The organism is Corticibacter populi, from assembly GCF_004217315.1.
Taxonomy (GTDB): domain Bacteria; phylum Pseudomonadota; class Gammaproteobacteria; order Burkholderiales; family Burkholderiaceae_C; genus Lampropedia; species Lampropedia populi.
Genome location: NZ_SGWR01000002.1, coordinates 78611 through 102679 on the forward strand (window position 1 = coordinate 78611; position 24069 = coordinate 102679).

Sequence of the window (24069 nt, forward strand, 5' to 3'; positions counted from 1 at the left end):
CTGCGGCACTGGCCACCCCAACCTCGGCGGGCATGCAAGACAAGGCTCATCACGCCCTCATCAGCCCAGACGCCTCGAGTAAAAACATACGCCATTGATTCTGATGAACAAAACAGACCAATCCTCGCACACGCCGATGATGCAGCAGTATCTGTCGCTCAAGGCCGAGCATCCGAACACCCTGCTGTTCTATCGCATGGGTGATTTCTACGAACTCTTCTACGAAGACGCCCGAAAAGCCTCGCGCCTGCTCAACATCACGCTGACGCAGCGCGGCCAGTCGGCCGGCCAGCCTATCCCGATGGCAGGCGTGCCGTTCCACTCGGTCGAGACCTATCTGGCGCGCCTGATCAAGCTGGGCGAATCGGTGGCGATCTGCGAACAGATCGGCGACCCGGCCACCAGCAAGGGGCCCGTCGAGCGCAAGGTCGTGCGCATCATCACGCCCGGCACGCTGACTGACAGTGCGCTGCTGCCCGACAAGCAGGAGGCCGTGCTGCTGGCCGTCAGCGAGGCCGCCGGCAAGCCCGGCCGGGGCCGCGGCCAGCCGCGCCATGGCCTGGCCTGGATGAGCATCACCCAGGGCGTGGTCCACCTGGCCGAATGCCCGCAGGATGCACTGCCGGCCTGGCTGGACCGCATCGGCGCCAGCGAGGTCATCTTCAGCGGCGGCGCCTCCGAAGCGCTGGAGACGCTGCTGCGCCAGCGCAATCAGTCCGGCCAGGCGCAGGCGGCATTGCAGACCATTGCCGCCTGGCAGTTCGACGCCACGCTGGGCGAGCAGGCGCTGTGCCGCCACCTGCAGGCCGCCAGCCTGCAGGCCTGGTCGGCCGACAGTCTGCCCGCCGCCCATGCGGCCAGCGCCGCGCTGCTGCACTATGCGGCCCACACCCAGGGCCGCGCGCTGCAGCACGTGCAAGGCATCCAGGTCGAGCAGGATGATGCACTGATCCAGTTGCCAGCCACCACACGGCGCAATCTCGAACTGGTGCAAACCCTGCGCGGAGAGGCTGCGCCGACGCTGTTCTCGCTGCTGGACACCTGCGTCACCAGCCTGGGCAGCCGCAAGCTCAAGGACTGGCTGCTCAATCCGCGGCGCGATCGCGGCGAGGCCCGCCAGCGCCTCGCGCACATCGCCACGCTGCGCGACGAGGCCGCGCCCCTGCCGCTCTGGCAGCATTACCGCCAGCAGTTGCAGGGCGTGGCCGACGTCGAGCGCATCAGCGCCCGCATCTCGCTCGAACAGGTGCGTCCGCGCGAGCTGGTGGCCCTCAAGCACACGCTCTCGCAGGCCCGCGTCCTGGCTGCCGCCACAGGCACCCCAGACACCATCGAGGATGATGCCAAGGCCGGCCTCGCCAGCCTGCTGCAGCGCCTGGCGCCACCCGAAGGCGTGATCGAGCTGCTGCAGGTGGCCCTGCTGGAGGAGCCCGCCATGCTGATCCGAGATGGCGGTGTGATCGCCCCCGGTTTCGACGCAGTGCTCGACGAGCTGCGCGGCATCCAGGACAACGCCGACGGCTTTCTGCTGGAGCTGGAAGCGCGCGAGCGCGAGCGCACCGGCATCAGCAATCTGCGCGTGCAGTTCAACAAGGTGCATGGCTTTTACATCGAGGTCACGCAAGGCCAGCTCGACAAGGTGCCCACCGAATACAAGCGCCGCCAGACCCTCAAGAACGCCGAACGCTTCATCACGCCCGAACTCAAGGCGTTCGAGGACAAGGCCCTCTCCGCGCAGGAGCGCGCGCTGGCACGCGAGAAGCTCCTCTACGCACAGTTGCTCGAACAGCTGCAACCCAGGGTGCATGCGCTGATGCAGGTGGCCGCCGCGCTGGCCGAGCTCGACGCCCTCAGCACGCTGGCCGAGCGCTCCATCACGCTGGGCTGGTGCCAGCCGCAGTTCGTCATCGAGCCCTGCATCGACATCGAGCAGGGCCGCCACCCCGTCGTCGAGGCGCGTCTGGCCGAGACCGTGCAAGCCAGCTTCATCGCCAACGACACGCGCATGGGCGGGCGCACCCGCATGCAAGTCATCACTGGCCCCAACATGGGCGGTAAATCGACCTACATGCGCCAGGTCGCGCTGATCGTGCTGCTCGCGAGCATGGGCAGCTACGTGCCGGCCGGAAGCTGCCGCCTCGGCCCCATCGATGCCATCCACACCCGCATCGGCGCCGCCGACGATCTGGCCAACGCGCAATCGACCTTCATGCTGGAGATGACCGAGGCCGCACAGATCCTGCACAGCGCCACGGCGCACTCGCTGGTGCTGATGGACGAGATCGGCCGCGGCACCTCCACCTACGACGGCCTGGCGCTGGCCGGCAGCATCGCCAGCCACCTGCATGACAAAACCCAGGCCTTCACGCTGTTCGCCACGCATTACTTCGAGCTCACCGAGCTGCCAGCCACCCATCCGCATGCCGTCAACATGCATGTGGCCGCCACGGAAACGGGCAATCGCATCGTGTTCCTGCATGAGTTGCAACCCGGCCCCGCCAGCCGCAGCTACGGCATCCAGGTGGCCCGGCTGGCCGGCATGCCCGGCGCCGTGATCACCCAGGCCCGCCACACGCTGGAGAAGCTGCAGCAACAGGACCACGGCAACCAGCAGCCGGACCTCTTCGCCATCGACCCAGCGGTGCTGCACACCGAAACCCGGGCCGCTGCCGCGCCAGAGAACCTCACCCCGAGTGCCGTCGAGGAGGCCCTGCAGGTGTTGGATGTCGATGCGCTGTCGCCGCGCGAGGCGCTGCAGCAGCTCTATGCGCTCAAGGACCTGCTTCGGAACGATGGCGCATGACTTGCCGGGAAGGGACGGCCCCTGCTGTCCGGCCCCCCTCCGCCCACGAAAAAGCGCAGCCATGGCTGCGCTTTTTTTGCGAAGAGACGGGGCCTGAAACAGCATGGATGCCCGGCCTCCGGGGGTGAATGAGCGCGCTGCAGCCCCTCGGACATCGGACTGGACGGAGTTCCACCAAAAAGTAAGGCAAACTGACTATTTTTTGCTTCTTTTGCTCGGTATTCCGCAGGTAGGATAGCGCCACTCCACTCCCCATGCGTTGATGCCAGACAGTCCGGCCGGCGGACGATCAAGGACAGGAGGGGATGCCGTGAAGCAGTGATGGCCCCTAGAGCCCTTGTCTCTCACGATAGGTGCCGGGGCGTTGCGCCAACAACGCCCCGGCGTGTCACAAAGCGATAACTGTGCAAGGAATGTCGCCATGAAACACGTCAAGTCTAGCAGTTTTGATGCTGCCTACCCCGAGCCCCCGATCGGCGTGACCCGCCAGCCTCTCGGGCCCGATACCGAGACCCAATCCTTTGCGTCCGCCATCAACGCGCTGGCCATGGCGCGGCGCTATCTGATCGAGGGAGACGAACGCGCAGCCGAACGCAAGGCCAGCGCCGCGCTGGAAGCCTTGCGGACCCTGGTCATGACAGCCGCGCCATCGCGGGTGGCGCACTGAATGCATGGCCCGCCGATGCGGGCTTTGCACCTGCAGGGCATGGTGTATGCCCATGGCAGGCGCCGCGCCGCAAAGCGTGTTCAAAGTCCCGGTGCGCTTGCCGTAGTGCCTGAAGAATCGTGGCTGCAAGACGAAACCCCAGCCGGGCTTGCTGGCCCGGCGAGGATATAAAACGCCGCAAACGCGGTTTTCAGGTGCAATCCGAAGGAACGGGATCGCAGAACGCATGAGGTATGCGGCCGCTCCTGAGGTAGGTCGGGACGGATAAAAAAAAGCAGCCGACTGTCAGGACAGGGCTGCTTCATCTGGGAAGTACGCGCTGCGAGCACCGCGTCGCCTATCCCTGCATTTTGCTGATCTATCTGGCGGAGACGAAGGGATTCGAACCCTTGATGCAGCTCATCACCGCATACTCCCTTAGCAGGGGAGCACCTTCGGCCTCTCGGTCACGTCTCCGCGAAAGACGCACATTATGCCTGAAAAATCACGTCATTCCAGGCCGGATGCTCACTTTTCGTCATTGCGTTTGGGCACTTCGATAACCGTGTCGCCGTCGAGGCCGAAGGCGGTGTGCAGCGCACGCACGGCCAGTTCCACGTACTTCTCGTCGATCACCACCGAGGTCTTGATCTCGGATGTCGAGATCATCTGGATGTTGATGCCTTCCTGGCTGAGCGCGCGGAACATGGTGCTGGCCACACCCGCGTGGCTCTTCATGCCGATGCCGACGATGCTGACCTTGCTGATCTGGGTGTTGCTCACCACGCTGGTGCCCTCGCCCAGCTTGGGCAGCACGACTTCCTTGAGCAGCTTGACGGTGCGCTCGTATTCCGGACGGGCCACGGTGAAGCTGAAGTCGGTCTTGCCGTCCTTGCTGAGGTTCTGGATGATCACGTCCACCTCGATGTTGGCATCGGCCACCGTGCCGAGGATGCTGTATGCGATCCCCGGCTTGTCGGGCACGCCCAGCACCGACACCTTGGCTTCGTCACGGGTAAAGGCGATGCCAGAAACGACTGCTTTTTCCATTTTTTCGTCTTCCTCGAAAGTGATGAGTGTGCCCGACTGCGCTTCCTGGGCCAGGTCGATGTCCCACGGCGTGAAACTCGAGAGCACGCGCAGCGGCACGCGGTACTTGCCGGCAAACTCCACCGAGCGGATCTGCAGCACCTTGGAGCCCAGGCTGGCGAGTTCGAGCATTTCCTCGAAGCTGATGGTCTTCAGGCGCTGGGCATTGGGCACCACGCGCGGGTCGGTGGTGTAGACGCCATCGACGTCGGTATAGATCAGGCATTCGTCGGCCTTGATGGCCGCCGCAATCGCCACCGCCGAGGTGTCCGAGCCGCCGCGGCCCAGCGTGGTGACGTTGCCCTGCTCGTCGATGCCCTGAAAGCCCGTGACGATGACGACCCGGCCGCCATCGAGCTCCTTGCGGATGCGCTGGCCGTCGATCGATTCGATGCGCGCTTTCATGTAGGCGCTGTCGGTGCGCACCGGCACCTGCCAGCCGGTGAAGCTCACCGCCGGCTGGCCTTCGGCCTGCAGCGCAATGGCCAGCAGCGCCGAGGAGGCCTGCTCGCCAGTGGCCGCCAATGCATCGAGCTCGCGGCGCACGGTCTGGGTGCGCTCGGCCGGCTCCAATTCGGCGGCCAGCCCCAGCAGGCGGTTGGTCTCGCCGCTCATGGCACTGGGCACCACGACGACCTGATGGCCGGCCTTGACCCATTTGGCCACGCGCTTGGCGACGTTGCGGATGCGTTCGGTGGTGCCCATCGAGGTCCCACCGTATTTGTGAACAATCAGTGCCATGTGCCGTTCTAGTCCTGAGAGAGATGCCACAAGCGCAGGCCCGCCGGCCTTCGGGAGTCCCTCAAGGCCATGATGCGGCTGCCAGACGCAAAACCCGTCTATTCTAAGCTAAGGCAGGGGTCAACCAGCCGCCATGGATGGCGCCCATGCATTCAGGCATCGGGCGACGCCTGCCAATCGAGCACCGCACCATGCCGCAGCACATGGCCGCGCCCGACCTTGAGGCGGATCTGGTGGCCGCGCGTGCGGCAGGCAGCGAGCTGGCGCTGCAGTTCGCGCAGCTGCGCAGTGCTGGCTGCCGTGCCATGGCAGCGGGCCAGCCAGTGGCGCAGCACATTGGCCTGGCGCGCCGGCAGCAGCGCGCGCAACGCGGCAATGGCCGGTGGCGTGCCGATGCGCTGCAAATCCTCGGCTGCAACCTCCTCCAGCAACTGCTGCGCCTGTGCGGCATGGGCGCTGCTGCGCGCGAAGGTGTTGCGCCAGCCCGGCAGGGCCGCCTCCAGCGCCGGCAGCACCTGGTGGCGGATGCGGTTGCGGGTATAGCCGGCATCGGTGTTGCTCGGGTCCTCGATCCAGTCCTGCCCCCGCTCGCGCAGCCATTGCCGCAACTGCGCACCGGGCACGCCCAGCAGCGGGCGCCACCAGTGCCGGCCATCACGCAGCCAATGGGCCGGCATGGCCGCCAGGCCCGGCAGACCAGCGCCGCGGCTCAGGGCCAGCAGCAGGGTCTCGACCTGGTCGTCGGCGTGTTGCGCCAGCGCAATGGAGGGGATGGGCAGGCCCAGCCGCTGCTCGAGCGCGGCAGCACCACGCTCGAGCGCCGCGTAGCGGGCTCGCCGCGCGGCATCTTCGGGGCTTTCGCCAGGTGCATGGCGGGCATCGGTGTATTCGATGTGCAGCGTGATGCCGTGCGCGGCGCACAGGCGCGCGCAGAAGGCGGCAAAGCCGTCGGCCGCGACCTGCAGGCCATGGTGCACGTGGATGGCCACCACCTGACGCGGCCAGCGCTGCCGGCAGGCCAGCAGCAGGGCCGTCGAATCGGCACCGCCGCTCAGGGTCACCGCCAGCGGCAAGGGCGGATCGAAGTCTTGCAGCGCATCAGCGATGTACTCTGACGGAGTGGGTGATGCCATGCTGCGACCTCCAAGACGGCAACCGGAGGCCGATGGCAGCCGGCACTGGACCGTTTTGCCTTGCCGAAGGACGGCCGGGGCTGGACGCTCTGATGCCTGATGCCTGATGCCTGCTGTTCGTGGCTACCTTGTGGCTATTGCTTGTACTTACTCTTAGAACAGGTTCTTACTTCTTGACCGCGGCTTCGGTCTCGGCAAATTCGCCATAGCTGAGCAGGCGCTGATAGCGGCGCTCGAGCAGTTCGGGCGTGGCCAGTTCGCCCAGTTCGTGCAGGGCCTCATCGAGCGCGCGCTTGAGGTGCAGCGCCATCTGGCGATAGTCGCGCTGGGCGCCACCGACGGGCTCGTTGACGACCTTGTCCACCAGCCCGAGCGACTTCAGGCGCGGCGCTGTGATGCCCAGCGCCTGGGCGGCCTCCTCGGCCTTCTCACTGGTCTTCCAAAGGATGGAGGCACAGCCTTCGGGGCTGATGACCGAATACACCGCGTACTGCAGCATGATGACCACGTCGGCCACGCTGATGGCCAGCGCGCCGCCCGAGCCGCCCTCGCCGATGATGGTGCTGATGATGGGGGTCTTGAGCTGCGCCATCTCGTAGATGTTGCGGCCGATCGCCTCGGACTGGTTGCGCTCCTCGGCCTCGATGCCGGGGTAGGCGCCGGGCGTGTCCACGAAGGTGAAGACCGGCAGCCCGAACTTCTCGGCCAGCTTCATCAGGCGCAGCGCCTTGCGGTAGCCCTCGGGCTTGCTCATGCCAAAGTTGCGGCGGGCCCGCTCCTTGGTGTCGCGACCTTTCTGGTGGCCGATCACCACGCAGGGGCGGCCTTCGAAGCGGGCCAGGCCTCCCACGATGGAAGCGTCATCGGCAAAGTGGCGGTCGCCGTGCAGCTCAGTGAAGTCGGTGAAGAGCGCGCGCACATAATCCAGCGTGTAGGGCCGGTCGGGGTGCCGCGCCACCTTGGTGGTCTGCCAAGGGGTGAGGTTCTTGTAGATATCCTTGGTCAGCTGCAGGCTTTTCTTGGAAAGCTGCTCGATTTCCGAGGCAAGGTTGACCGATTCATTGCTGTCGTTGACGGCGCGCAGCTCGTCGATCTTGCGATCGAGCTCGGCAATCGGCTGTTCGAAATCCAGGTAGGTCTTTTTGGCCATGGTGATCTGTCAGTCCCTGTTGCCGCCTGGGCCGGGAAGAATTGGGCAAACGGTTATTGTAGGGCAGGCGTCCCGAACGCCGCCCTTCGCGATGGAGGGCAGCAAACCGGCTGCCGGCCAGGCTCGGCAACTCAGTATCAGTAGGCCTGCGGCACGGCCAGCGAGCGCCACATGTACCAGGTGGCCACGCTGCGCCAGGGTTTCCAGGCCTCGGCCACTTCGCGGGCGTCGCTGCGGCTGACGGGCTCGCCGGAGAAGTAGTTGCGGCTGATGCCCTGGATCAGGCCGACGTCATCGAGCGGCAGCACATTGGGGCGCAGCAGGTGGAACATCAGGAACATCTCGGCCGTCCAGCGGCCGATGCCGCGCACCGCCGTCAGCTCGGAGATGATGGCTTCATCCTCCCACTGCGGCCAGTCCTGCACGGACAGGCGCTCTTCACCGAAGTGCAGGGCGAGGTCGCGCAGATACTCGATCTTGCGCATCGACAGGCCCGCCGCGCGCATGTCGGTCGGCGCCAGCACCAGGATCTGAGCAGGCGTCATGGCGCTGCCAGCCAGCGCCTCGAAGCGGCCCCACACGGTCTTGGCGGCCGCCACTGAAATCTGCTGGCCGACGATGCTGCGCGCCAGCGTGGCAAAGGCATCGCCACGCGACTCGATGCTCGCGCCTTGGTATTGCGGAATCAGGCGGCGCAGGATGCGGTCCTTCTTGACCAGGTGGCGGCAAGCCTCATCCCAGTAATCGGGCCGGGCCACCGCATCGGAGCCGTCACTGGCGGCAGGCACAGTTGCAGGCGTCTTGCTGCGAGGTTTGCCGGCCATCTTGACCGCCGTCTTTGTTGCGGGCTTTGCCACCGTTTTGGGCGCAGGCTTGGCAAGCGCCTTCGCAGCGGTCTTGGTCGCGGCCGTTCTGGCAGCGGGCTTGCCACTGGCGCCGGCCGGAGTGTCCTCAAGGGCGGATGGGCGCAGCGGGCGGGAATCGGGCGGCTTCATGCGAGGGCCATCTCCCAGCTCGTGCCTTGCGGCGTGTCCTTGAGCACCACGCCCTGCTCCAGCAGTTCGGCGCGGATCTGGTCGGCCCGCGCATAGTTCTTCGACGCCTTGGCGGCGGCGCGCTCGGCGATCAAGGCCTCGATGGACGAGGCATCCAGCCCGGCGCCGGCCTGCAGGAAGGCGGTCGGGTCACCCTGCAGGATGCCGATGGTGCCCCCCAGCGCCTTGAGGAGTGCGGCGGCCTGCGCGTCCTGGCTGCGGTTGACTTCGCCGGCCAGCTCGAACAGCACGGCGATCGCCTCGGGCGTGCCGAAGTCCTCGTTCATCGCGGCCTGGAAACGCGCGGCATGCGGCTCGCTCCAGTCGATGCCCGCCAGCGCGGCCGGCGCCACCAGATCCAGCGCGGTATAGAGGCGCTTGAGCGCGGCGCGCGCATCCCGCAGGTGCACGTCACTGTAGTTGAGCGGGCTGCGGTAGTGGCTGCGCAGGATGAAGAAGCGCACGGTCTCGGCATCGAACTGCTGCAGCACGTCGCGGATGGTGAAGAAGTTGCCCAGGCTCTTGGACATCTTCTCGTTGTCGACGTTGATGAAGCCGTTGTGCATCCACACGTTGACGAAACGCTCGCCGCTGGCGCCTTCGCTCTGGGCGATCTCGTTCTCGTGGTGCGGGAAAGTGAGGTCGGCGCCGCCGCCGTGGATGTCGAAATGCTCCCCCAGCAATGCACAGCTCATGGCAGAGCACTCGATGTGCCAGCCGGGCCGTCCGGTGCCGAACGGGCTGCCCCATTGGGCATCCTGCGGCTCATCGGGCTTGGCGCTCTTCCACAGTACGAAGTCGAGCGGATCCTGCTTGCCGTCGAGCACGGCCACGCGTTCGCCGGCGCGCAACTCCTCCAGCGACTTGCCCGAGAGCTTGCCGTAGCCGGGAAACTTGCGCACCGCATAGTTGACGTCGCCCTCGCCGCTGTCGCCGGCGCTGCGGTAGGCCAGGCCCTTTTGTTCGAGACGGCCGATCATCTCGAGCATCTGCGGCACGTACTCGGTCGCGCGCGGCTCGTGCGTGGGCCGCTCGATGCCCAGCGCATCGGCGTCGGCATGCAAGGCCTCGGTCATGCGGTTGGTCAGGCTGCGGATGCTCTCGCCGTTCTCCAGCGCGCGGCGGATGATCTTGTCATCGATGTCGGTGATGTTGCGCACATAGGTCACGCGGTAGCCGCTCACCTTGAGCCAGCGCTGCACCACATCGAAGGCCACCATCGAGCGTGCATGCCCCAGGTGACACAGGTCATAGACGGTCATGCCGCACACGTACATGCGCACGTGGCCCGGTTCGATGGGCTCGAAGGCCTGGATGGATCGTGAGAGGGTGTTGTAGATGCGAAGGCTCATACCCACGGACTGTTACAAAGACGCAAAGTGTTCGATTATCGAGGCATTTGGCCCGGCATGCCCGCACATGGCCGGCAATGGCCCCAATCCATGCGCGCATGGGCGCGCCAGCGGCCCATGCGCGCTGCCCGCTGCCCGCTGCCCTGGTCGGCAGGGCCCCTATACTATGCGATTGTTCCCGGCCTCCCCGCAGCCATGTCCACGCCCTCCTCCTCCCTCCCTCTCCCAGTTCGCCGCCTGGCTGGCCTGCTGGCCCTGCTGCTGGCATTGAGTCTCGCCGCTGCCGCCGCGCAGGCGCAGACTGCGCAGCACGTCCAGATTGCCCAATGGCTGGCCAACGGGCAGGCCGAACAGGCCCTGGCCGCCGCCGAGGCCGGAATAGCCGAATTCCCGCGCGATCCGCAACTGCAGTTCCTCAAGGCCAATGCCGAATCGGCGCTGGGCCGCCAGGGCGATGCGGAAAAAACCCTCACCGACCTCACCCAGCAATACCCGGAATTGCCCGAACCCTGGAACAACCTGGCGGCGATCCGCGCCGGCCAGGGCCGCCTGGAAGAAGCACGCAGCCTCCTGGAAGAAGCGCTGCGCAGCAACCCCAACTATGCCCAGGCCCATGCCAACCTCGCCGACGTGCTGCTGCGCCTGGCGGACGGCCACCTGCAAACGGCCCAGGAGCTCGCCCCCTCTGCCGCCCAGGCACAGCAGATCGAGGCCTTGCGCCCCCTTCTGGACGCCAATGCCCAGCAGCCGCGCTGAACCCGGCCTGTCCCCGGCCCTGCCGGGAACTTTCCGCCTCGTCCGGCGCACGCATGCCCCTTCTCCAAGCCTCCCGCAACCCTTGAAGCGACTGAACCGACCATGACCATGATCCACGCCAAACGCCAGACCCTGCGCACCCTGCTGCTCGGCGCCTGCGCCGCACTGGCCCTGCATCCTGTGCTGGCGCAGAATGCCACCCCGGCCCCAACCAGCGCGAGCGCCAATGCGGCGGCGGCCGCAACCGCAGATGCGCCGCGCGTCAAGCTCGAGACCAGCGCCGGCCCCATCGTGCTCGAACTCAACCGCGAGAAGGCCCCCCGCACGGTCGAGAACTTCCTGCAGTACGTGCAGGACAAGCACTACGACGGCACCATCTTCCACCGCGTGATCGACGGTTTCATGATCCAGGGTGGCGGCTTCACACCCGAGCTGCAGCAAAAACCGGTGCGTGCGCCCATCGTGCTCGAGGCCGACAACGGCCTCAAGAATGAACGCGGCACCATCGCCATGGCACGCACCATGGTGCCCAACTCCGCCACCAGCCAGTTCTTCATCAACGTCGCCAACAACACGCCGCTCGACGCGCGCCCGGGCAACCCCGGCTATGCCGTCTTCGGCAAGGTCGTCGAGGGCATGGACGTGGTCGACCAGATCAAGTCCGTCCCGACCGGCAACCAGGGCCCGCACCAGAACGTGCCCGTCCAGCCGATCCTCATCCTCTCGGCCAGCACTGTCGAGTAAAAGACCGGCCCACTCCCTCCCCCTTTCCACCATCAACCCGAGGAGCCCACCATGAGCAACCCAAAAGTCGAACTGCAGACCAGCCAAGGCACCATCACGCTCGAACTCGATGCCGAGAAGGCACCCAAGAGCGTCGAGAACTTCCTGAACTACGTCAACAGCGGCCACTATGACGGCACCATCTTCCACCGCGTGATCGGCAACTTCATGATCCAGGGCGGCGGCTTCGAGCCGAGCATGACGCAAAAGCCCACCAACGAGCCGATCGAGAACGAAGCCAAGAACGGCCTCAAGAACGACCAGTACACCATTGCCATGGCACGCACCAGCGCGCCGCATTCGGCCAGTGCGCAATTCTTCATCAACGTGCGCAACAACGACTTCCTGAACTACCCCGGCCAGGACGGCTGGGGCTACGCCGTGTTCGGCAAGGTGGTCGACGGCACCGAGGTGGTCGACAAGATCAAGGGCGTGGCGACCGGCCGCCGCGGTTTCCATGACGACGTGCCCAAGGAAGACGTGGTCATCACCAAGGCGGTGGTGGTCTAAGAACCCGCTCCCGGCCTTCCGAAGCGCCAGCGATGGGCCCAGCCCTGCCGCCCCTTGCCGAGCTGCCGCTGCCAGCGGCAGTGAACGCCCAACAGGCAAGATCGGAGATCATCGACTGCCTGGCCGATCTGCACCTGCAGCGCAGCCAGCCGGCCACCTGGCAGGCCTTCCGGCGGTACCTGCAGACAACCCCGGCAAACCGCATCCTCATGCTGGGGGATCTGTTCGAGGCCTGGATCGGCGACGACGTGCTGGACGAGTCCGGCAGCTTCGAAGCCGAAGTCGCTGCCGTGCTGCACGCCGCCAGTATCGGCGGCAAGCAGCTCTATTTCATGCACGGCAACCGCGACTTCCTGATCGGCGCGGCCTTTGCCGAGGCTGCCGGCCTCACGCTGCTGCCGGACCCGACCGTGCTGCCGCTCGCCGGGGACCGCACTCTGCTCTCGCACGGTGATGCGTTGTGCACCGACGACACCGATTACCAGCGCTTTCGCGCCCTCAGCCGCAACCCCGAATGGCAGCGGCAGTTCCTCGCTCAGCCGCTGGCCGAGCGGCGCCAGTTCGCCACCCGGCTGCGCACCGAAAGCGAAACGCGCAAAAGCGGCCAGGACAAAAGCAGCTACGTGGATCTCAACACCGAAGCCACGCGCGCCTGGCTGCGCGCCGCCGACTGCCGGACGCTGATCCACGGCCACACCCACATGCCCGGCGAGCATGCGCTGGGTGACGGATTGCAACGCATCGTCCTCAGTGACTGGGACCTCGCGGCCACCCCGCCACGTGCCGACGTGCTGCGTCATCAGGGCCAGGGGTCCTGGCAGCGCATCGATCTGGCCAGCCTGGCCGCTACGTACCCAAGCAACTGAGCAACCGAGCGGCCAAGCAATCGAACGGACGAGCGGACGAGCGGACGCTTCAGGTGTCTTGCCCTCGTGCGACCCGGCCGCGCATGCGAAAATAGCGCGATGTACCTATTGTTCGAAGAAACCGGCAAGTTCCTCGCCGGCCGCGTCCTCTCCGAGGCCGACGCCTCCTCCCAGGTCGAGCTCGCCAGTGGCAAGCGCGTCAAGGTCAAGAAGGCCAACGCATTGCTCCATTTCGAGCAGCCCGCGCCGCAGGCCCTGCTGGAGCAGGCCCAGGCGCTCGCGCCCGAGATCGACCTGGATCTGGCCTGGGAGTTCGCCCCTGACGAGGAGTTCGGCTTCGCCGAATTCGCACGCGACTATTTCAGCGCCGACACCGACCTGGCCCACCAGGTCGCGGCGCTGCTGCGCCTCTACGATGCACCCCATTACTTCCGCCGCGCCGGCAAGGGGCGCTTTCGCAAGGCGCCCGAAGACGTGCTCCAGCAGGCCCTGGCCGCCATCGAGAAGAAGCGCCAGCAGCAGCTGCAGATCGACGCCTGGGCGGCCGAGCTGGCGGCCGGCCAGACGCCCGTGGCCATCCGCGAACAGCTCTACAAGATCCTCTTCAAGCCCGACAAGAACGCGCCCGAGTACAAGGCCGTGGTCGAAGCCACGCGCAGCACGCAGCTGCCGCCGCTGACACTGCTGCAGCGCGCCGGCGCCATCGCCTCAGCCTACGAGTTCCACTGGCAGCGCTTTCTGTTCGACCAGTTTCCCAAGGGCTATGCCTTCCCCCCCGTGCAAGCGCCCGAGCCCGCGCAGGACTTGCCGCTCGCGCCCGTGCAGGCCTTCTCGATCGACGACTCCAGCACCTCGGAGATCGACGATGCGCTCTCGGTACAGGGCCTGGGCAGCGGCCAGGTGACGCTGGGCATCCACATCGCCGCGCCGGGCCTGGCAATCCGCCCCGGCGACGCGCTCGACCAGCTTGCACGTGCGCGCCTCTCCACCGTGTACATGCCGGGCGCCAAGCTCACCATGCTGCCCGACGAGGTGGTGCAGAAATATACGTTGGAGGCCGGCCGCGCCAACCCGGCCCTCTCGCTTTACGTGACCTACGATGAAGGCACGCTCGAACCGCTGGCGGCCGAAACCCGCATCGAGCGCGTCAACACCGCGCACAACCTGCGGCTCGACAAGATCGAGCATATCGTCACTGCGGAATGGCTCGCGGGCGTGGCCAGCGGCCATGAAACCCCGGCCGAGCTGCAGGCGCTGCAGCCGCAGCTGGCCTTTCTGCACGGTCTGGCCAAGGTGCTCAAGGCGCGGCGCGAAGTGGTGCGCGGCAAGCCCGAGACCTTCAACCGGCCCGACTACAACTTCCGCCTGCAGGGTCAGCAAGGTGACATTCCCGATGGCAGCGAAACCGTGCAGATCAGTACGCGCCAGCGCGGCGCGCCGCTGGACCTGATCGTCGCCGAGGCCATGATCGTCGCCAACAGCCACTGGGGCGGCTGGCTTGCCGGCCTGGGCGTGCCGGCCATCTACCGCAGCCAGCACAGCCTTGCGCCGGGCGTGAAGGTGCGCATGGGCACCAAGGCGCTACCGCATGCCGGCATGGGCGTGGCCAGCTACGCCTGGAGCACCTCGCCGCTGCGCCGCTACGTCGATCTGCTCAACCAGTGGCAGATCATCGCCGCCGCGCAGCACGGCAGCACCGCCGCGCTGGCCGCGCCTTTCAAGCCCAGGGATGCCGAGCTGTTCTCCATCATCAGCGGCTTCGACGCCGCCTATACCGCCTACAACCGCTACCAGGGCGACATGGAGCGTTTCTGGACGCTGCGCTACCTGCAGCAAAACGGCATCCAGGACGTCGAGGCGACCATCATCAAGGACGCCTCGCAGGGCGACATCCCGCTGGTGCGCGCCGACACGCTGCCGCTGGTGCTGCGCGTGCTGGGCGCGCAGGATCTGGCGCGCGGCGCGCGGGTGCGCGTGCGCCTGGGCGAGATCGACCTGATCGCGCTGGAAGTCTCCGGCACCGTCACCGAGCGCCTCGAACGCCCTGCTGACGCTGCCGGCCAGGTCCCGCTGGCCGCCAACGACGCCGGCGAGGACGAAGAAGAAGGCGAGGAGCTGTCCGAATCCCTCGCCATTGCCGTGGACATGACCGATGGTGGAGGCAATGGCGAAGGCAGTAGCGACACCGCTGCGCCCCAAGGCCAGCAGCGATAATCGAGCGCCGTGACAATCCCTGAGCGCCTGCGCACCCTCTCGCCCTTCGCCATCGCACTGATCCTCTCGGTGCTGGTGCATGCCGTGCTGCTGACAATCCGCTTCGTCAGCCCGCAGACCTTCGAGCGCATGTTCTCCGAGCTGCCGCTGGAAGTCATTCTGGTCAATGCCGAAACCAATGAAAGGCCCGAGCAGGCCAAGGCCGTGGCGCAGGTTGCGCTCGCCGGTGGCGGCGATGCCGACCAGGGCCGCGCCACCAGTCCGTTGCCCTATTCAGCCTTGACCAGCGTCGGCAGCGACACCGAGCAGGCCGAACGCCGCGAGGAAACCGCCCGCGAGGTGCAAAACCGCCTGCTCGCCGAGCTGCGCCAGCAGGTTGCCGCGCTGCCCGTGCCAGACCCGCGCAAGACCCGACTGACGGCCAGGGAGCAGGCCCAGGAAGAAAAACGCCTGCTGCTCATCAAGCAGCTCGCCGAGATCGAACGCCTCGTCAAAATCGAAAACGAACGCCCCAAGAAGCGTTATATCAGCCCCGCCACGCAGGATTCGGTCTCGGCCATCTACCTGGACCAGACCCGCAATGCCATCGAGCAGCGCGGCACCAGCCAGTTTCCCACCCAGAACGGCCGCCAGCTCTACGGCAGCCTGCTGATGATCGTGATGATCAACCACGACGGCAGCGTCCTCTCCACCGAGGTGGTGCAAAGCTCGGGCAATCCGGCGCTGGACCGCCGCGCCGAGGCCATCGTGCACGCTGCCGGACCGTTCGGGCCCTTCAGCCAGGCCATGCGCGGCGCGGCCGACCAGATCGGTTTCATCTCGCGCTTCGAATTCAAGCGCGATGCCACCCTGGCCACCCAGTTGCAGGAGTTCTCCACCGATGGCAGCAACGACACCAATCCAGCCGACGCCCCCTAGCGCGGCGCGTGACACCGATGACGCGCATGACACGCATGACACGCATGACACGCATGACACGGCCGCCAACCATGCTGACGCAGACCGGTATGTCGTGATCGGCAACCCCATCGCACACAGCCGCTCGCCGGCCATCCACCGGCATTTCGCCGCGCTGACCGGGCAGGCGCTGGAATACGAGCGCCGCCTGGCGCCGCTCGACGGTTTTGCCGACACGCTGGCGCAGCTGTGCCAAAGTGGTGTGCGGGGCTGCAATGTCACCGTGCCCTTCAAGCAGCAGGCCGCCGCGCTGGCCAGCATCCGCAGCCAGCGCGTCGAGCTCGCCGGTGCCGCCAACACGCTGATCCTGCACGCCGACGGGCGCATCGAGGCGCACAACACCGACGGCATCGGCCTGGTGCGCGACATCACCGCCAATGCCGGCTTCGCACTGGCCGGCCGCCACCTGCTGCTGCTCGGCGCGGGTGGGGCTGCCGCCGGCGCGCTGGCGCCGCTGCTGCAGGAGCGCCCGGCCTCCATCACCGTGGCCAACCGCAGTGCCGGGCGCGCGCAGGCGCTGGTGGCGCTGCACCAGCCGCTCGCGCAGCAGCTGGGCGTGGCGCTGCGGGCACTGGCCCTCGACGCGGTGGACAAATCCGCGCTGCCGCGCATGCACGCCCTCATCAATGCCACCGCCAGCAGCCTGCAGGGCCAGGCGCTGCCACTGCAGCGCCTGGATCAACTGCTCACCGACGACGCTCTGGCCTACGACATGATGTACGGCCCGGCCGCGCAGGGCTTTCTCGGCTGGGTAGGGCAGCACTGCCCCGAGGCCCGGCTGCGCGACGGCCTGGGCATGCTGGTCGAGCAGGCGGCCGAATCCTTCCAGCTTTGGCGCGGCCTGCGCCCGCCCAGCCAGCCGGTGTTGCAGGCGCTGCGGCAGGAATTGGACCTGACGCCATGACCGGCGGCGGCCGCTCTGCCCGGAGCCTGCCGGCGGCGGCCGGGCGCTGGCTGGTGATGGTGCTGCTGGCGGTGCTGAGCCTGCAGCTCTTTCTGCTGGCGTCCATCGCCACACTGCGCTGGTGGCAGCCACCTTCGACCAGCTTCCAGCGCACGGCCATCTGGGAAAACCTGCGCGATGGCCGCGCCATCCGCTGGCAACACCAGAACGTGGCCGCGGACGCGATTGCCGACCATGCCCGGCGTGCCGTCGTCGCCTCCGAGGACAGCCTGTTCTTCGCGCACCGCGGCGCCGACTGGCAGGCCATCGAGCGGGCCTGGCAACGCAACACGCGCAGCGAGGAGGACGCGCGCATCCACGGCGGCTCGACCATCACCCAGCAGCTCGCCAAGAACCTTTTTCTCTCCAGTGAGCGCAGCCTGCTGCGCAAGGGCCAGGAGCTGGTGCTGGCCTGGATGCTGGAATGGACGCTGCCCAAGGAGCGCATCCTCGACATCTACCTCAACCAGGTCGAATGGGGCGACGGCATCTACGGCATCCAGGCTGCCGCCCGCCACTATTTCAAGACCGGTGCGGCGCGCCTGGGCGCCGAGCAGGCCGCCCGCCTGGCGGTGATGCTGCCGCAGCCACGCCGGCTCGGCCAGAACCCCTACAGCCCCTATATGCAGCAGCGCACGCGTACCATCGCGGCGCGCATGGGAGCGGTCCAGATCCCGGCGGCGCAGCAGGATTGAGCGCAGCGGCGGCATCTCTCGCCGATGGATACGGACCTCTCAGAACCCGAGCATAGTTTCGCCATGCAGCCGGATGGCATGCGCATGCCATTCGGGTTGCACTGGAGAACCGCGTCTGCGGCGTTGCCCGCGTTGCCCAGACACCCAGTCCGGGCTGCGACAGGCATCTTGCCCGCTGCATTCTTGACCTCCTGCGTGACCCGCGAAAAGATCGTCAACAGGTTCTCAACAGGCGCCGGCCAGGGCCGCCTGCAGCTCTGGCGACAGATTGCGCCACGACACGCCGCCCGCGCCCATGGCCGAAGATGCAAGCGATGGCAGGGCCGGCAGTGCCAGCACATGTGCCGCGCCTGCCGCCACGCTGTCGATCAGCGGCACCCCCACCTCCGCCTGGATGCGGGCCGCCATGCCGGCCAGCGCCGCGCCGCCCAGCACGATGGCCTGCACATCCAGGCGCCGGGCCATGTCGGCGCAGGCAGCGGCAAGCACCGCGTGGGCACGCTGCGGATCGGCCGCCAGTTGGGCCCCGGTCAAAGGCACGGTATCGATGCCGGCCAGCGCCTCGCAGCCGAGCACCTGCGCCAGGCGCGCCAGCATGGGCTTCCAGCGCTCGCCGCCGGTGACGACGCCGAAGCGGCCATGGCGGGCCGCCTGGATGAACGAGGCCTCGGCGAGGCCACTGACGGGCACCGGCGAGAGCTCACGCAAGGCCAGCAGGCCCGGATCGCCAAAGCAGCCGATCAGCACCGCATCCGGCCGCCATGGAGGCTCCAGTGCAGGTGCAGGTACAGGTGCTGCTGCAGACGCTGACGGCGCCATGGCAGCCGCCCAGGCATCGAGTGCGGCATGGCAGGCGATGGCGTAGCTGGCCTCGGACGAGATGTAGGCCGCGCCCAGGCGCGCGGTCACGCAGCGCACCTCAACGGCTGGTACAGCCGGTACAGCCTGCGCCGCCGGCACTGCGGCGGCATCGCCCTGTTGAGAGGCCTGCACCGCATCCTGCACATGGTGCTGCAGCAAGGCGGTGACCGAATCGCTGGTATTGGGGTTGATGACCAGCAGCTGACGTGCGGGCGCGGGGGATGGCATGGTGGGAATCTTCCTTGCGATCAGGCCAGCATGCTGCCCAGGTCAACTTCGGCGGCAGCGGTCTCGAAGCACAGGGTGCTCTCCAGATCCTGCAGGTGTTCGAGCATCAGTGTCACGGCCATCGGCGCATCCCGCAGGGAGATCGCATCGATCAGGCGCTCATGCTCGACGCAACGGCAATTGCTCAGCCGCAGGCTCTCCGGACTCGCCTGCACGGCATCGGACTGGCCATACAGCATCAGCACCAGCGAGGTGCGCGAGATCAGGTCCTGCAGGATGGCCGCCAGCGTCTGCTGACCGGCCCCTTGTGCAAGCAATCCATGGAACTGGCCGGAATGGCGAATGGCCTTGTGGCGATCACCGTGGCTGCGCGCGGCCTGCTCGTCGCGCACGCACTGGCGCAGCGCATCGATCTCGGCGGCCGAGGCGTGCTGCACGAAGCCGCTGACCAGGCGCGGCTCGATCAGGCGGCGCGCCTCGAATACTTCGCGGGCTTCCTCGGCACTGGGCGAGGCCACGGCGGCGCTGCGGTGCGGGCGCAGCGTCACCAGCCGGTCGTGCGCCAGGCGCACCAGCACGGGTCGCACGCGCGTGCGCGAGACGCCGAAGATGCCGGCGAGCTTGTCCTCGCCCAGCCGGGTGCCGGGCAGCAGGCGGTGCTCAAGGATGGCATTGATCATGCGTTCATACATGGCATCATCGCTGGGAGCGGCTGTGCCACCCCCAGTGGATGCGTCGTGGTCGATTCGTGTGTCCAGCATGTTCATCAAAAAAGCAAGTTCCTGCCATTGCGCTCAGGCCGCGCCGGCGCGCCGTCGCCGCAGCAGCCAGGCCAGGCCCAGCGCCAGGCCGATGGCCAGGAACGAAATCAGCGTGGTCACCGTGCCGAGGGCATAGATGGCCGGCGTGGTCACCGTGGTCGTCAGGCCCTGCAGTTCCAGCGGCAGGGTGTTGACATCACCGATGGCCTGCGAGGTGCGGGCAATCTCGTCCCACGAGAGCGTGAAACCGAACATGCCGATGCCCACCACCGACGGCGCGATCAGTGGCAGCACCACATGGCAGAAGCGCTGCCAGGGCGTGGCGCCCAGGTCGTCGGCCGCCTCCTCGTAGGCGCGGTTGAAGCGGTTGAACACGGCGAACATGATCAGCAGCCCGAAAGGCAGCGTCCAGGTCAGGTGCGCGCCCAGCGCCGAGGTGAAGAGGCCCAGGCTGGTGCCATACCGCTCCAGCGCATCCTGCATGCCAAACAGGCCCAGCGCACCCTTGAACAGGTCGTCGAGCAGGCGGAACTCCAGCGCAATGCCCAGCGAGACGATGATCGAGGGCATGATGAGGCTGGCCACCGCCACCAGGAACACCAGCGAAGCACCCCGGAAGCCACGCCGGAATGCCAGCCCGGCCAGCACCGAGAGCACCACCGTCAGCAGCATCACCGCCACGCCCAGCGCCAGCGAGCGGCGCAGCGCAGCGCCGATGTCCACCACGCCCAGGCCCTCGGCCAACTGGCGGAACCAGTGCAGCGAGACACCGCGCATCGGAAAGGTGAGGCCGCCCTCGGGGCCCTGGAAGCTCAGCAGGAAAATCACCAGTGTCGGCCCGTACATGAACAGCACGAACAGCGAGAAAATCAATGCCAGCAGCCAGAAGCTGCGCGGGCGTGTCTCGGGTTTGCGCATCATGCTCACAGCTCCTTGCGGATATCGACCAGGCGCGTGAGCGCCCAGATCATCATCATCACCACCACCAGCAGGATCACCGCATTGGCCGCCGCCAGCGGGAACTGCAGGTACGAGGTCTGCACCTGGATGATCTTGCCCACCGAAGCGATCTGCTGTCCGCCCATCACGCCGATCGTGACGAAATCCCCCATCACGATGGTGATGACGAAGATCGAGCCGATGATGATACCGGTCTTCGAGAGCGGCACGATCACGTTCCACAGCGTCTGCCAGCCACTGGCGCCGCTGTCGCTGGCGGCCTCGATGAGGCTGCGGTCGATGCGCATCATGCTGTTGAAGATCGGCACGATCATGAACATGGTGTAGAGGTGCACGAAGGCGAGCACCACCGAAAAATCGGAGAACAGCAACCAGTCGAGCGGCGCGCTGGTCAGGCCCAGGCCCTGCAGCGTCTGGTTCACCAAACCGTTGCGGCCCAGCAGCGGCACCCAGGAGATCATGCGGATCACGTTCGAGGTCCAGAACGGGATGGTGCACAGCACGAACAGCAAGGTCTGCACCGTGCTGCTGCGCACGTGAAAGGCCAGGAAGTAGGCCACCGTGAAGCCCAACGCCAGCGTGATGGCCCATACCAGCAGACCGAACTTCAGCGTCGACCAGTAGGTGCGCAGCGTCACGCACCAGTCGGCGGTGTTGGAGCAGCCGCGGAAAATGGAGGCGTAGTTGTCCAGCGTGAAGCCGGGCAGCAACTCATACTCGTTGTAGTTCCAGAAGCTCACCATCAGGATGAGCGCCAGCGGCACCAGGAAGAACAGCAGAAAGACCAGACTCATCGGCAGCGCCTGCCACCAGGCCGAGAAGCCTTGTGGCAGACCGCGGCGGCCTGCGCCCGTGCCGGTATCCGTGCTGCGCGCAGGCGGCGCGGCCGCGATGGAGGATGTCAAGGGAGATGTGCTCATGGTGTCTGCCATTGGTAGGTTGCCATGGTGGCGTCCTGATACTGCCCTGGTAGTGCCCTGTTGGCGCCTTGATGTGGGGATGGCTGCCGGAGCCGGGGCATGGCACCGGCAGCACCCACCAGCCTTGAACGATCAAGCGCTCAGTTGCTTAGCTACTTAGCTACTTAGCTACTTAGCTACTTAGCTACTTAGCTACTTAGCTACTCAAGCGGCGACGAACTCGTTCCACTTCTGCACCATGTAGTTGTTCTCGTCCATCACCGCGTTCCAGCAGGCGATGTTGCCCATGCGCTGCTCGTAACTGCCGCCGTCGCGCACCTCGCCGGCCTTGGCGATCACCACGCCCTGCGGGCTCTTGATGTCCTGCGCAGCGGGTTGGCCTTCCATCCAGTAGGCCCATTCGTATGGCTCCATGTTGGCCTGCGCGGTCTCCAGCACGGCGCTGTAGTAGCCCTGGCGGTTGAGGTAGGCACCGGCCCAGCCGTCGAGGAACCAGTTGATGAACTCATAGGCCGCGTCCAGTTTGGCGCCCGAGAGCGTGGTGGGCAGGCCAAAGCCCGAGGCCCAGGCGCGGTAGCCCTCCTTGAGCGGCTGGAACACGCACGGGATGCCCTTGCCCCGCACGGCGGTGACGGCCGGGCTCCACATCGACTGGATCACCACTTCGCCCGAGGACATCAGGTTGACCGACTCGTTGAAATCCTTCCACAGCGCGCGGAACTGGCCGGCGCGCTTGGCTTCGATCAACGTCTTGATGGTCAGGTCGATTTCGGCCTTGGTCATGTTGCCCTTGTCGGCGTACTGGTGGATGCCCTGGGCCTCGACCACCATGGCCGCATCCATGATGCCGATGGAAGGGATGTTCAGGATCGAGGCCTTACCCTTGAATTCCGGGTTGAGCAGTTCGGCCCAGGATTCGATCGGGCGCCCGATCAGGTCGGGGCGGATGCCCAGCGTGTCGGCGTTGTAGGTGGTCGGGATCAGCGACAGCCATTCAGTGGGTGCGCTGGCGAAGTCCTTGCTCTTCTCACCTTCGAGGAAGATCACCTTCTTGGGCGCGGTGCCCTGGTCGCCCACGGTCTTGCCACCCACCGTGCCGTTGGTGAAGAGCGAGGTGATCTTGCCGGCGTTCTTCACGCGCCTGGCATCGATGCCCTTGAGGTTGCCGGTCGGCACGATTTTCTTCAGGGAGAAGTACTCGGTGTCGATCAGGTCGAAACTGTTGGGCTGCGTGACGGCACGGCGCGTCACGTCATCGGTGGTCACGGCCACGTACTGCAGCGTGATGCCGGTGTCGGCCTTGAACTTGTCGGCAATCGCCTTGTCCTGGTTGACCGCCGTGCCCAGGTAGCGCAGCACCGGCTTCTCCTGGGCATGCACGGCCGGGAACAGGCCTGTGGCCAGAATGGCCGCCGTGCCCTTGAGCATGGTACGGCGCTGCACGCCGGCTCTCAGGCCGCTCTTGAGGCGTTGCGGGAAATCATGGGTATCGGACATGGCGGATCACTCCTGTGTGGGATGGGAAGGGGGAAGGGAACATGGATACGTGCACGGTGGCGCCAACGGAGCTCAGGCCGTCAGCACATGCGCCGCGCCGGTGCGCCAGTGCATGCAGGCAGGCTGGCCCACGGCGAACGGCATGGCAGCGTAGACGGCCTCCGGCACCATGGCAGAGAACTCCGCCGTGGCATGCGCGGCAAACTTGCGGCCCTGCTGCTGCAGGCCCAACAGCACGTAGGTGCCCTGATACTCGACATCGGTGACGATCACCGGCAGTTGCGGCTCGGCCGCATCGAGCGGCGCGTCATCCGGGCTGATGCACACCTGATCGGTACGCACGCCGATCTTGCCCTGCGGCGTCTCGATCACGTTATGCCCGCCCATGAAACGCGCCACGAATTCGGTGGACGGACGGTTGTAGACCTCGTAGGGTGAGCCCATCTGCTCGATGCGACCATGGTTCATCACCACCATCGTGTCGGCCAGCGCCATCGCCTCCTCCTGCGAGTGCGTGACGTGGATGAAGGTGAGGCCCAGTTCCTGCTGCCAGCGGCGCAACTCGGCGCGCATCTGCACGCGCAGGAATGGATCCAGCGCCGAGAGCGGCTCATCGAGCAGCAGCACACGCGGCTGCGTGATCAGTGCGCGTGCCAGCGCCACACGCTGTTGCTGCCCACCCGACAACTCTGCCGGCTTGCGCGCCGCCAGGTGGCCCATGGCCACGCGTTCAAGCAGTTCCTGCGCGCGGGCGTGGCGCTCGGCCCGGCGCACACCCCTCATCTTCAAGCTGAAGGCCACGTTGTCCAGTGCCGAGAGATGCGGGAACAGCGCAAAGCTCTGGAACATCATGGCCGTGCCCCGCGCCGCGGCCGGCAGGTCGGTGATGTTCTTGTCGTCCAGCAGGATATCGCCGCTGGTGGCGCTCTCATGCCCTGCGATCATGCGCAGCGTGGTGCTCTTGCCGCAGCCCGAAGGCCCCAGCAGACAGCAATAGCTGCCGCCCTCGACCTTGAGGTTGATGGCATCGACGGCCGGCTTGCCCTGCGCGTATTGCTTGGTCAGGGCAACGACCTCGATGGCGGCGGGAGACAGTGCGGATTCATTCATGCCCAAACCTGTATGCAAATGCCGTGCCACTAACGCATACGACATGAACATCAAATTGCA

Annotated in this window: 21 protein-coding genes and 1 tRNA gene; 10 read left to right on the forward strand and 12 right to left on the reverse strand. The window is 66.5% G+C overall.

Annotation, left to right across the window (positions count from 1 at the left end):
• Positions 1-103 precede the first annotated feature (103 nt).
• Both mutS and EV687_RS06595 read left to right on the forward strand, forming a co-directional pair.
• Positions 104-2803, forward strand: a complete 2700-nt coding sequence (gene mutS, locus EV687_RS06590; RefSeq protein ID WP_122231898.1) for a DNA mismatch repair protein MutS — start codon at positions 104-106, stop codon at positions 2801-2803.
• A gap of 421 nt (positions 2804-3224) precedes the next feature.
• Positions 3225-3470 carry a hypothetical protein gene (locus EV687_RS06595; protein WP_122231897.1) on the forward strand — a complete coding sequence of 82 codons (246 nt, stop codon included), beginning with the start codon at positions 3225-3227 and terminating at the stop codon, positions 3468-3470.
• Between the two features lie 363 nt (positions 3471-3833).
• Here the strand turns inward: EV687_RS06595 and EV687_RS06600 are convergent.
• The 6 genes from EV687_RS06600 to cysS form a co-directional block, all read right to left on the reverse strand.
• Positions 3834-3926: transfer RNA gene (locus EV687_RS06600), tRNA-Ser, on the reverse strand.
• A gap of 51 nt (positions 3927-3977) precedes the next feature.
• Positions 3978-5279, reverse strand: a complete 1302-nt coding sequence (locus EV687_RS06605; RefSeq protein WP_122231896.1) for an aspartate kinase — start codon at positions 5277-5279, stop codon at positions 3978-3980.
• 152 nt (positions 5280-5431) lie between these two features.
• Positions 5432-6412, reverse strand: coding sequence for a tRNA lysidine(34) synthetase TilS (tilS, locus tag EV687_RS06610; protein WP_122231895.1), 981 nt, complete (start codon positions 6410-6412; stop codon positions 5432-5434).
• 166 nt (positions 6413-6578) lie between these two features.
• Positions 6579-7562 (reverse strand): acetyl-CoA carboxylase carboxyltransferase subunit alpha, encoded by a 984-nt coding sequence (locus EV687_RS06615; RefSeq protein WP_122231894.1) that lies wholly within the window; start codon positions 7560-7562, stop codon positions 6579-6581.
• A 137-nt stretch (positions 7563-7699) separates the two neighbouring features.
• Complete coding sequence (locus EV687_RS06620; RefSeq protein WP_242612524.1) at positions 7700-8386, reverse strand: DNA-3-methyladenine glycosylase family protein; 687 nt, start codon at positions 8384-8386, stop codon at positions 7700-7702.
• A 167-nt stretch (positions 8387-8553) separates the two neighbouring features.
• Positions 8554-9948: a cysteine--tRNA ligase gene (gene cysS / locus EV687_RS06625; RefSeq protein ID WP_122231892.1), complete on the reverse strand. Its 1395-nt coding sequence runs from the start codon at positions 9946-9948 to the stop codon at positions 8554-8556.
• A 195-nt stretch (positions 9949-10143) separates the two neighbouring features.
• Here cysS and EV687_RS06630 point away from each other — a divergent pair, with 195 nt between their 5' ends.
• The 8 genes from EV687_RS06630 to mtgA all read left to right on the forward strand — a co-directional run bounded on the left by EV687_RS06630 (position 10144) and on the right by mtgA (position 17672).
• Positions 10144-10704, forward strand: coding sequence for a tetratricopeptide repeat protein (locus tag EV687_RS06630; protein WP_162846682.1), 561 nt, complete (start codon positions 10144-10146; stop codon positions 10702-10704).
• Between the two features lie 102 nt (positions 10705-10806).
• Positions 10807-11448, forward strand: a complete 642-nt coding sequence (locus EV687_RS06635; RefSeq protein WP_423201071.1) for a peptidylprolyl isomerase — start codon at positions 10807-10809, stop codon at positions 11446-11448.
• Between the two features lie 51 nt (positions 11449-11499).
• The gene (locus tag EV687_RS06640) at positions 11500-11997 is read left to right on the forward strand and encodes a peptidylprolyl isomerase (RefSeq protein ID WP_122231890.1); all 498 of its coding nucleotides are present in this window, start codon (positions 11500-11502) and stop codon (positions 11995-11997) included.
• A 32-nt stretch (positions 11998-12029) separates the two neighbouring features.
• Positions 12030-12863: a UDP-2,3-diacylglucosamine diphosphatase gene (locus tag EV687_RS06645; protein ID WP_122231889.1), complete on the forward strand. Its 834-nt coding sequence runs from the start codon at positions 12030-12032 to the stop codon at positions 12861-12863.
• A 99-nt stretch (positions 12864-12962) separates the two neighbouring features.
• Positions 12963-15077, forward strand: coding sequence for a ribonuclease catalytic domain-containing protein (locus tag EV687_RS06650; RefSeq protein ID WP_122231888.1), 2115 nt, complete (start codon positions 12963-12965; stop codon positions 15075-15077).
• A 9-nt stretch (positions 15078-15086) separates the two neighbouring features.
• Positions 15087-15995, forward strand: coding sequence for an energy transducer TonB (locus tag EV687_RS06655; protein ID WP_122231887.1), 909 nt, complete (start codon positions 15087-15089; stop codon positions 15993-15995).
• Positions 15958-16938, forward strand: a complete 981-nt coding sequence (aroE, locus tag EV687_RS06660; protein ID WP_122231886.1) for a shikimate dehydrogenase — start codon at positions 15958-15960, stop codon at positions 16936-16938. Before EV687_RS06655 ends, aroE begins: the two co-directional genes overlap by 38 nt.
• A complete protein-coding gene (gene mtgA, locus EV687_RS06665) occupies positions 16935-17672 on the forward strand; it encodes a monofunctional biosynthetic peptidoglycan transglycosylase (protein ID WP_122231885.1) in 738 nt (245 codons plus the stop codon). The genes aroE and mtgA overlap by 4 nt, the downstream gene beginning before the upstream one ends.
• Positions 17673-17897: 225 nt before the next feature.
• Here mtgA and EV687_RS06670 read toward each other — a convergent pair whose 3' ends face one another.
• From EV687_RS06670 to EV687_RS06695, 6 genes are all read right to left on the reverse strand, one after another.
• A complete protein-coding gene (locus EV687_RS06670) occupies positions 17898-18761 on the reverse strand; it encodes an aspartate/glutamate racemase family protein (RefSeq protein ID WP_122231884.1) in 864 nt (287 codons plus the stop codon).
• A gap of 20 nt (positions 18762-18781) precedes the next feature.
• Positions 18782-19522, reverse strand: a complete 741-nt coding sequence (locus EV687_RS06675) for a GntR family transcriptional regulator (RefSeq protein ID WP_242612525.1) — start codon at positions 19520-19522, stop codon at positions 18782-18784.
• Between the two features lie 33 nt (positions 19523-19555).
• Entirely contained in the window at positions 19556-20443 is an 888-nt protein-coding gene (locus EV687_RS06680; protein WP_162846681.1) for an ABC transporter permease, read from the reverse strand.
• Between the two features lie 2 nt (positions 20444-20445).
• Positions 20446-21402 carry an ABC transporter permease gene (locus EV687_RS06685; RefSeq protein WP_122231963.1) on the reverse strand — a complete coding sequence of 319 codons (957 nt, stop codon included), beginning with the start codon at positions 21400-21402 and terminating at the stop codon, positions 20446-20448.
• Positions 21403-21606: 204 nt separating this feature from the next.
• Positions 21607-22899: an ABC transporter substrate-binding protein gene (locus EV687_RS06690; RefSeq protein WP_122231882.1), complete on the reverse strand. Its 1293-nt coding sequence runs from the start codon at positions 22897-22899 to the stop codon at positions 21607-21609.
• Positions 22900-22971: 72 nt separating this feature from the next.
• Positions 22972-24009, reverse strand: a complete 1038-nt coding sequence (locus EV687_RS06695) for an ABC transporter ATP-binding protein (RefSeq protein WP_122231881.1) — start codon at positions 24007-24009, stop codon at positions 22972-22974.
• Positions 24010-24069: the final 60 nt, after the last annotated feature.

Bases quoted from the DNA above. Each gene is read 5' to 3' on its own strand.
- EV687_RS06630 (WP_162846682.1), top strand. From the start codon at position 10,144: ATGTCCACGCCCTCCTCCTCCCTCCCTCTCCCAGTTCGCCGCCTGGCT.
- EV687_RS06640 (WP_122231890.1), top strand. From the start codon at position 11,500: ATGAGCAACCCAAAAGTCGAACTGCAGACCAGCCAAGGCACCATCACG.
- mutS (WP_122231898.1), top strand. From the start codon at position 104: ATGAACAAAACAGACCAATCCTCGCACACGCCGATGATGCAGCAGTAT.
- EV687_RS06685 (WP_122231963.1), bottom strand. From the start codon at position 21,402: ATGAGCACATCTCCCTTGACATCCTCCATCGCGGCCGCGCCGCCTGCG.
- tilS (WP_122231895.1), bottom strand. From the start codon at position 6,412: ATGGCATCACCCACTCCGTCAGAGTACATCGCTGATGCGCTGCAAGAC.
- EV687_RS06595 (WP_122231897.1), top strand. From the start codon at position 3,225: ATGAAACACGTCAAGTCTAGCAGTTTTGATGCTGCCTACCCCGAGCCC.
- aroE (WP_122231886.1), top strand. From the start codon at position 15,958: ATGGCAGCAACGACACCAATCCAGCCGACGCCCCCTAGCGCGGCGCGT.
- EV687_RS06615 (WP_122231894.1), bottom strand. From the start codon at position 7,562: ATGGCCAAAAAGACCTACCTGGATTTCGAACAGCCGATTGCCGAGCTC.
- EV687_RS06670 (WP_122231884.1), bottom strand. From the start codon at position 18,761: ATGCCATCCCCCGCGCCCGCACGTCAGCTGCTGGTCATCAACCCCAAT.
- EV687_RS06695 (WP_122231881.1), bottom strand. From the start codon at position 24,009: ATGAATGAATCCGCACTGTCTCCCGCCGCCATCGAGGTCGTTGCCCTG.
- EV687_RS06645 (WP_122231889.1), top strand. From the start codon at position 12,030: ATGGGCCCAGCCCTGCCGCCCCTTGCCGAGCTGCCGCTGCCAGCGGCA.
- EV687_RS06680 (WP_162846681.1), bottom strand. From the start codon at position 20,443: ATGATGCGCAAACCCGAGACACGCCCGCGCAGCTTCTGGCTGCTGGCA.
- EV687_RS06650 (WP_122231888.1), top strand. From the start codon at position 12,963: ATGTACCTATTGTTCGAAGAAACCGGCAAGTTCCTCGCCGGCCGCGTC.
- EV687_RS06690 (WP_122231882.1), bottom strand. From the start codon at position 22,899: ATGTCCGATACCCATGATTTCCCGCAACGCCTCAAGAGCGGCCTGAGA.
- EV687_RS06675 (WP_242612525.1), bottom strand. From the start codon at position 19,522: ATGCTGGACACACGAATCGACCACGACGCATCCACTGGGGGTGGCACA.
- EV687_RS06635 (WP_423201071.1), top strand. From the start codon at position 10,807: ATGACCATGATCCACGCCAAACGCCAGACCCTGCGCACCCTGCTGCTC.
- cysS (WP_122231892.1), bottom strand. From the start codon at position 9,948: ATGAGCCTTCGCATCTACAACACCCTCTCACGATCCATCCAGGCCTTC.
- EV687_RS06605 (WP_122231896.1), bottom strand. From the start codon at position 5,279: ATGGCACTGATTGTTCACAAATACGGTGGGACCTCGATGGGCACCACC.
- mtgA (WP_122231885.1), top strand. From the start codon at position 16,935: ATGACCGGCGGCGGCCGCTCTGCCCGGAGCCTGCCGGCGGCGGCCGGG.
- EV687_RS06620 (WP_242612524.1), bottom strand. From the start codon at position 8,386: ATGGCCGGCAAACCTCGCAGCAAGACGCCTGCAACTGTGCCTGCCGCC.